Raw genomic sequence first — 5,824 nt, 5'->3', positions numbered from 1 at the left:
CCCGAGGGAGCGGGCCGCTCACAGTTTCGGCTGAGCGCCCGTCGCCAGGGAGCCGCACAGTGCCGGGGCGCCGCGTGTGGCGTAGGGGTCGGTGCCTGCGGGGCCGTCCTTCCCGGCCGTCTGGCCGGCGAGCAGCGGGCGCAGCCGGCCGGCCGTGTCCTGGGCGCAGGACAGCGGTCCGGCCTCGACGTGGGCGGCGACGAGTTCCGCCCGGTGCAGGCGCAGATCGTCACGGTCGAAGCGGAAACGCAGCTCGCGCCGGACGGTGAACAGGGACGCCCGGGCGTCCCGGCCGGCGTCGGCCGGGCGCAGCGCGTAGGCGAAGGTGTGGTCGGTGGTCACCTCGAGGGTGGCGGAGTCGGCCTCCGCGGCCTGCATGGTTCCCCGCACCCGGATCCCGGGGTCGGCCAGCTTCACGCGGGCGGGATCGAAGCGGACCAGCCATCCGGTGGACGCGTGCCTCCCGTCGGCGGCCGGCCGGTCGAAGCTCCGGTCGAACTGGTCCAGTTGTCCGGAGTCGAGCAGCACCCGCACGGGGCGGGTCTCGCCGCCGGTGAGCACCCCGGGGTCCAGGGAGGACCGTACGAGGTAGTCCTTCGCGGTGAGCAGGGCGGCCACCACCTGGTCGGCGGAGAAGTGCTCGGTGCTGCGGGAGGCCGGCAGCGGTACGCCTTCGGCGCCGGCGCGGAACCGCGCCGCCGGACTGCGCGCGTACAGCGCTTCGACGTCGGCGGTGCCGGGCACCTCGCCCCGCGGGGCGAGCGGGACGACGCTCATCCGCAGGGGCTCGGCGGGCCGCTCACCGGCGGGGGTCCGGTAGGAGTTGCGTGCGCCCATGTAGACGGCGGTGCCGAAGGCCACGGCGATCAGCAGCACCAGGACCAGCGCCTGCCGGGACAGGCCTCCCCCGCGGCGGGGCGGGCTGCGGCGTACGGCCGGGGCGTGGTCGGTGATGCGCTCCCGGGCGGAGTACTCCTGGATCCGGGCAGCACGGACGAAGGACTCGTCGAAGACGACGGACCTGTACTCGTCCTCTCCGCCTCCGGGGGCTCCCTCGGGCGTCCCCTCGGGCGGGTCCGAAGGCTCTCCCATATCTTCAGAGTGGGTCCGGGGAGGGCGCCGTAAACGCCCCGCCCCGCCCCAAGTTCCGACAGGTTCCCGCCGGGTGGGCACCCGGGCGTGCGGTCTCAGGGGCCGCCGCCCGGGATCACCGGGACGGCCGGCCGGGAGTAGTCGGCGGACGCGGAGGGCGCCACCGCGCCGCCCTGCTCCACCCCGGTGGAGGCGGGCGGCGGGACCGGGTCCTGGCGGCCCGCGGAGCTGCCCCGGTAGACGGCCGAGAAGGCCAGCGCGACCATACCGACGCCCATCACCAGGGCGAGCATCCAGGCGACGGTCCGGTGCCAGCGCACCTGTCTGCCGTACGGGCCCGGGGAGCCGTAGTCGTCCTCCAGGGCCTCTGCGTCGCCGTCCGGGCCGTGGCCGGGGTCGCCCCGGTAACCGCCGTACCCGTTGTCGTGGCGCTCGCCGCGGGCGCGGGCCCGGCGGGCCTCGGCCTCTGAGGCCTCGGCTCTGGCCCGGGCGGCGGCCAGGAGGCGCTCCACGGCGGTCGGCTCATGTACCTCGGCCGCACGCACGAAGTCCTCGTCGAAGACCACGGAGGCGAACTCTTCGTCCGACACCCCGCGGTCGTGGTCGTCGTCGGGCTCCCAGCCGTCAGGGAACGGCGTGCCCCCCACGTCCTCCGGCACGCGTCCAGAGTAGACCTGGGGGGTCGTTTTGGGCAGACGGTATGGAAATTCATCCATCTGCCGGGACACGGTGGGGACGCCGGTCCCGGCCGGCCGCGGCCCCGCGGGGTTCAGCGCCGGACGTGTCCGTCGCCGGTGACGATGTACTTGGTGCTGGTCAGCTCGGGCAGGCCCATCGGGCCGCGGGCGTGCAGCTTCTGCGTGGAGATGCCGATCTCCGCGCCGAACCCGAACTGGCCGCCGTCGGTGAAACGGGTGGAGGCGTTCACCGCGACCGTGGTGGAGTCCACCAACTGGGTGAAGCGGCGGGCGGCCTGCTGCGAGGTGGTGACGATGGCCTCCGTGTGACCGGAGGTCCACAGCCGGATGTGCTCGACGGCCCGGTCGAGGGAGTCGACGACGGCGGCGGCGATGTCGAGGGAGAGGTACTCGGTCTCCCAGTCCTCCGTGGTGGCCTCCACGACGGTGGCCCGGGAGTCCTTGGCGTACGCCATCACGCGCTCGTCGGCGTGCACGGTCACCCCGGCGCCGGCGAGGGCGTCCAGGGCGCGCGGCAGGAACTCGGCGGCGATGTCCTGGTGGACCAGCAGGGTCTCGGCGGCGTTGCACACGCCGACCCGCTGGGCCTTGGAGTTGACCAGGATCTCGACGGCCATGTCGAGGTCGGCCTGCGCGTCGACGTACACGTGGCAGTTGCCGGTGCCGGTCTCGATGACCGGGACGACGGACTCCTGGACGACCGTGTTGATCAGCGAGGCGCCGCCGCGCGGGATGAGCACGTCGACCAGGCCCCGGGCGCGCATCAGCTCGCGCACGCTGTCGCGGCTCTCGCCGGGGACCAGCTGCACGGCGTCGGCGGGCAGCCCGGCACCGTGCACGGCGTCCCGGAGCACCCGCACCAGCGCGGTGTTCGACCGGTACGCGGAGGAGGAGCCGCGCAGCAGGACCGCGTTGCCGGACTTCAGGCAGAGGGCGGCGGCGTCGACCGTCACGTTGGGCCGGCCCTCGTAGATGATCCCGACGACGCCCAGCGGCACCCGGACCTGGCGCAGGTCGATGCCGTTCGGCAGGGTGGAGCCGCGGACGATCTCGCCGACCGGGTCGGGCAGCGCGGCCACGTCCCGTACGTCGGCGGCGATGGCACGCACCCGCTCCGGGGTGAGCGTGAGCCGGTCGATCATGCCCTCGCTGATGCCGGACTCCCGGGCCTTCGCCACGTCCTGGGCGTTGGCCTCGACGATCTCGCTCGCGCGGACCTCCAGCGCGTCCGCGACGGCGAGCAGCGCGTCGTCCTTGACGGCGCGCGGCAGCGGGGCGAGCGTGGCCGCGGCACCCTTGGCCCGGTAGGCGGCCTGGTTGACCGGGGACATCGAGTCGTACGGCGAGAGCGTGGTCATGGTGGGAAGGGTAGTGCGGCCGGCGGGCACCGTCGGCCGTCATCCCGAACCATGAGACACGGGTTCAAAAGGGATGGACCCCGACCGGAGTGGCCTGAGCCGGTCCGTACCCCGCGGCGACGCGCTGGTGGTAGGTCGGCCGGTCGATGACCTCCAGGCCGACGATCTCCCACGGCGGCAGGCCCGCCGTCTGCCGGTGCTCGCCCCACAGGCGCAGTGCCACGGCGGCCGCGTCGTGCAGGTCGCGGGCCTCCTCCCAGTAGCGGATCTCCGCGTGGTCCTCGGCGTAGCGGCTGGTCAGCAGGAAGGGGTGGTCATGGGCGAGCTGTTCCAGGGCCCGGCGGACCTCCGCGACAGGGGCGGGCCGGCCGGAGACGCTGAGGGTGACGTGCCACAGCCGCGGAAGGTCGTGGGACTCACCACCCGGGAACCGGTCCCCGGCCGCGACGCTGGTCAGGGCGCGCTCGTCGCCGGACGTCCGGGAGCCGGGACCACCGCGGGACGCCGCCGTCCCAGGGCGCACTCGTCTCACGACGGCCTCCTTCACACGCGGACCGCCCGGGGGTCGGGCGGGCTTGTCCCTGCGACAAAGTTGAGCAGGCCGCCGCGGATCGCGGGGCGGTTTCGCGGAACGTGCACCGGCGAGGGTGGACGATCCGGCACATTACGGATGCAGGACCACCAGATCGTCCCTGTGTACGACCTCTCGTTCGTACCCCGGGCCGAGATCGCGGGCGAGCTCATGGGTGGAGCGGCCGATCAGGAGGGGGATCTCCTTGGCGTCGAAGTTGACCAGTCCCCGGGCCACCGCCCGCCCCGCGCGGTCGCGCAGCTCGACCGGGTCGCCCGCGCTGAAATCGCCCTCGACACCGGCGATCCCGGCCGGCAGCAGCGACTTGCGCCCCTGCACGACCGCGCGCACGGCACCGTCGTCCAGGGTGATCGAGCCCTGCGGGGTGGAGGCGTGCTGCAGCCAGAGCAGCCGGTCGGCGGAGCGGCGCCCGGTGGGGTGGAAGTAGGTGCCGGTGTCGCCGCCGGTGAGCGCGTCGGCCGCGTGCACCGTGCTGGTCAGCACCACCTGGACGCCGGCGGCGGCGGCGATCCGCGCCGCCTCGACCTTGGTGACCATGCCGCCGGTCCCGACGCCCGCCTTCCCGGCGCTGCCGATCTCCACATGGGCGAGATCCCCGGGGCCCCTGACCTCCGCTATCCGCGAGGTGCCGGGGCGGGCGGGGTCACCGTCGTAGACGCCGTCCACGTCGGACAGCAGTACCAGCAGGTCGGCGCGGACCAGGTGGGCGACGAGGGCCGCGAGCCGGTCGTTGTCGCCGAAGCGGATCTCGTCGGTGGCGACGGTGTCGTTCTCGTTGACGACCGGGAGAGCGCCCATCGCCAGCAGTTTGTCGAGGGTGCGGGAGGCGTTGCGGTGGTGGGCGCGGCGGCTCATGTCGTCGCTGGTCAGCAACACCTGGCCGACCCGGACGCCGTAGCGGGCGAAGGAGGCGGTGTAGCGGGCGACCAGCAGCCCCTGGCCGACGCTGGCGGCGGCCTGCTGGCGGGCCAGGTCCGTGGGGCGGCGGCGCAGGCCCAGCGGGGCCAGACCGGCGGCGATGGCACCGGAGGAGACGAGGACGATCTCCCGCTCTCCCCCGCACGCCCGCCGTCCCGCGCCCGCCTCGGACGGGGCCCCGCGGGCCGCTGACCCGTTCCTGGTCTTGGCCAGCACGTCGACGAGCGCGTCCACCCGGTCGGCGTCCAGACCGCCCGCCGCGGTGGTCAGCGACGAGGAGCCGACCTTGACGACGATCCTGCGCGCCTCGCCCACGGCCCGCCTTGCCCCTGCCACCCTGCCGCACGTCCCCTCACGTCGAACCTTCACCCGTCAGGCAATCTACGCGAAGCGGAGTGAAGGACGCCCGCCGGTCCAGGCTCCGGGACGGACGCTGCGGAGCGGGAGCACCCGCCGGCCGGGACCGGGACGGACGCCACGGAGCGGGGAGCGTCCGCCGGCCGCGATCCGGGGCGGGGCCGGTGGGGGCCGCGGGTGTCGAAGGGTTCCGGTACACGCGCGTGTCGTCCGGTGGTCGCCGGGCGTTAATCCCGGCGCACGGTCCCACGACGACCCTGGAGTGACCGCAGTGCCCGTACCCACGTCCCCCCGGCGGTTCAGGGCGGCAATCCGCCGGTACCGCTTCCCCCCGGCCGGCCTGCCGGGCCGTCCCACCGTCGCCAGGGCACTGGTGGCGGCCGCCCTGGTCGGCGCCTGCGCGGCCCAGGCCGTGGCGGCCCTGTCGCCGCACGTGCCGCTGCTGGTCGCCGCGACCGCCCTGTCCCTGGCCGTCGAGGGGGTGCTGTACCGCTGGCAGCGGGGGGTGCTGACCGTCTTCGCCAAGGCACACGCGGACATCACGGTCCGCCATGTGCTGCGCGATCTGCTGCTGGTGGTGGGCCTGCTGCGGCTCGGCGAACAGGACCGGGAGACCCAGTACGCGGCGATCGCCGCCGGTCTGCTCGTCTGCTACGCCCTGCACTGTGCGATCCAGGCCGTGTCCGTACTGGTCCGCCGCACCCGCACGCTGCCCGTGGTGACCCGGAACATCGACGCCTCGGCGCTGCGGCTCTCGCCCGTCCCGCCCGCGGTGCTGCGCCGCCCCGGCCACCGGCTGCTGGTGCTGG

The 5,824-nt window shown here is 74.5% G+C and carries 5 protein-coding genes and 1 pseudogene; 1 reads left to right on the top strand and 5 read right to left on the bottom strand.

The window, feature by feature from the left end; translation table 11 throughout:
- Window positions 1-18 precede the first annotated feature (18 nt).
- From B9S61_RS14510 to proB, 5 genes are all read right to left on the bottom strand, one after another.
- On the bottom strand, window positions 19-1,092 hold the full coding sequence (locus tag B9S61_RS14510) for a hypothetical protein (RefSeq protein WP_103542630.1): 1,074 nt from the start codon (window positions 1,090-1,092) through the stop codon (window positions 19-21).
- 95 nt (window positions 1,093-1,187) lie between these two features.
- Window positions 1,188-1,808, bottom strand: coding sequence for a hypothetical protein (locus B9S61_RS14505; RefSeq protein ID WP_103542629.1), 621 nt, complete (start codon window positions 1,806-1,808; stop codon window positions 1,188-1,190).
- Between the two features lie 53 nt (window positions 1,809-1,861).
- Window positions 1,862-3,148 (bottom strand): glutamate-5-semialdehyde dehydrogenase, encoded by a 1,287-nt coding sequence (locus B9S61_RS14500; RefSeq protein WP_103542628.1) that lies wholly within the window; start codon window positions 3,146-3,148, stop codon window positions 1,862-1,864.
- 64 nt (window positions 3,149-3,212) lie between these two features.
- Window positions 3,213-3,671 carry a hypothetical protein gene (locus tag B9S61_RS14495; RefSeq protein ID WP_103542627.1) on the bottom strand — a complete coding sequence of 153 codons (459 nt, stop codon included), beginning with the start codon at window positions 3,669-3,671 and terminating at the stop codon, window positions 3,213-3,215.
- 141 nt (window positions 3,672-3,812) lie between these two features.
- Window positions 3,813-4,994: a glutamate 5-kinase gene (gene proB, locus B9S61_RS14490; RefSeq protein WP_103542626.1), complete on the bottom strand. Its 1,182-nt coding sequence runs from the start codon at window positions 4,992-4,994 to the stop codon at window positions 3,813-3,815.
- 292 nt (window positions 4,995-5,286) lie between these two features.
- Here proB and B9S61_RS14485 point away from each other — a divergent pair.
- Window positions 5,287-5,824: pseudogene (locus tag B9S61_RS14485) on the top strand (hypothetical protein); the annotation flags it as partial.

It is taken from the genome of Streptomyces sp. SM1 (assembly GCF_002910825.1).
Taxonomy (GTDB): Bacteria; Actinomycetota; Actinomycetes; order Streptomycetales; family Streptomycetaceae; genus Streptomyces; species Streptomyces okerensis.
The sequence above is the reverse complement of the archived record's forward strand: the minus strand, read 5'-3'. Positions and strand labels throughout refer to the sequence as shown.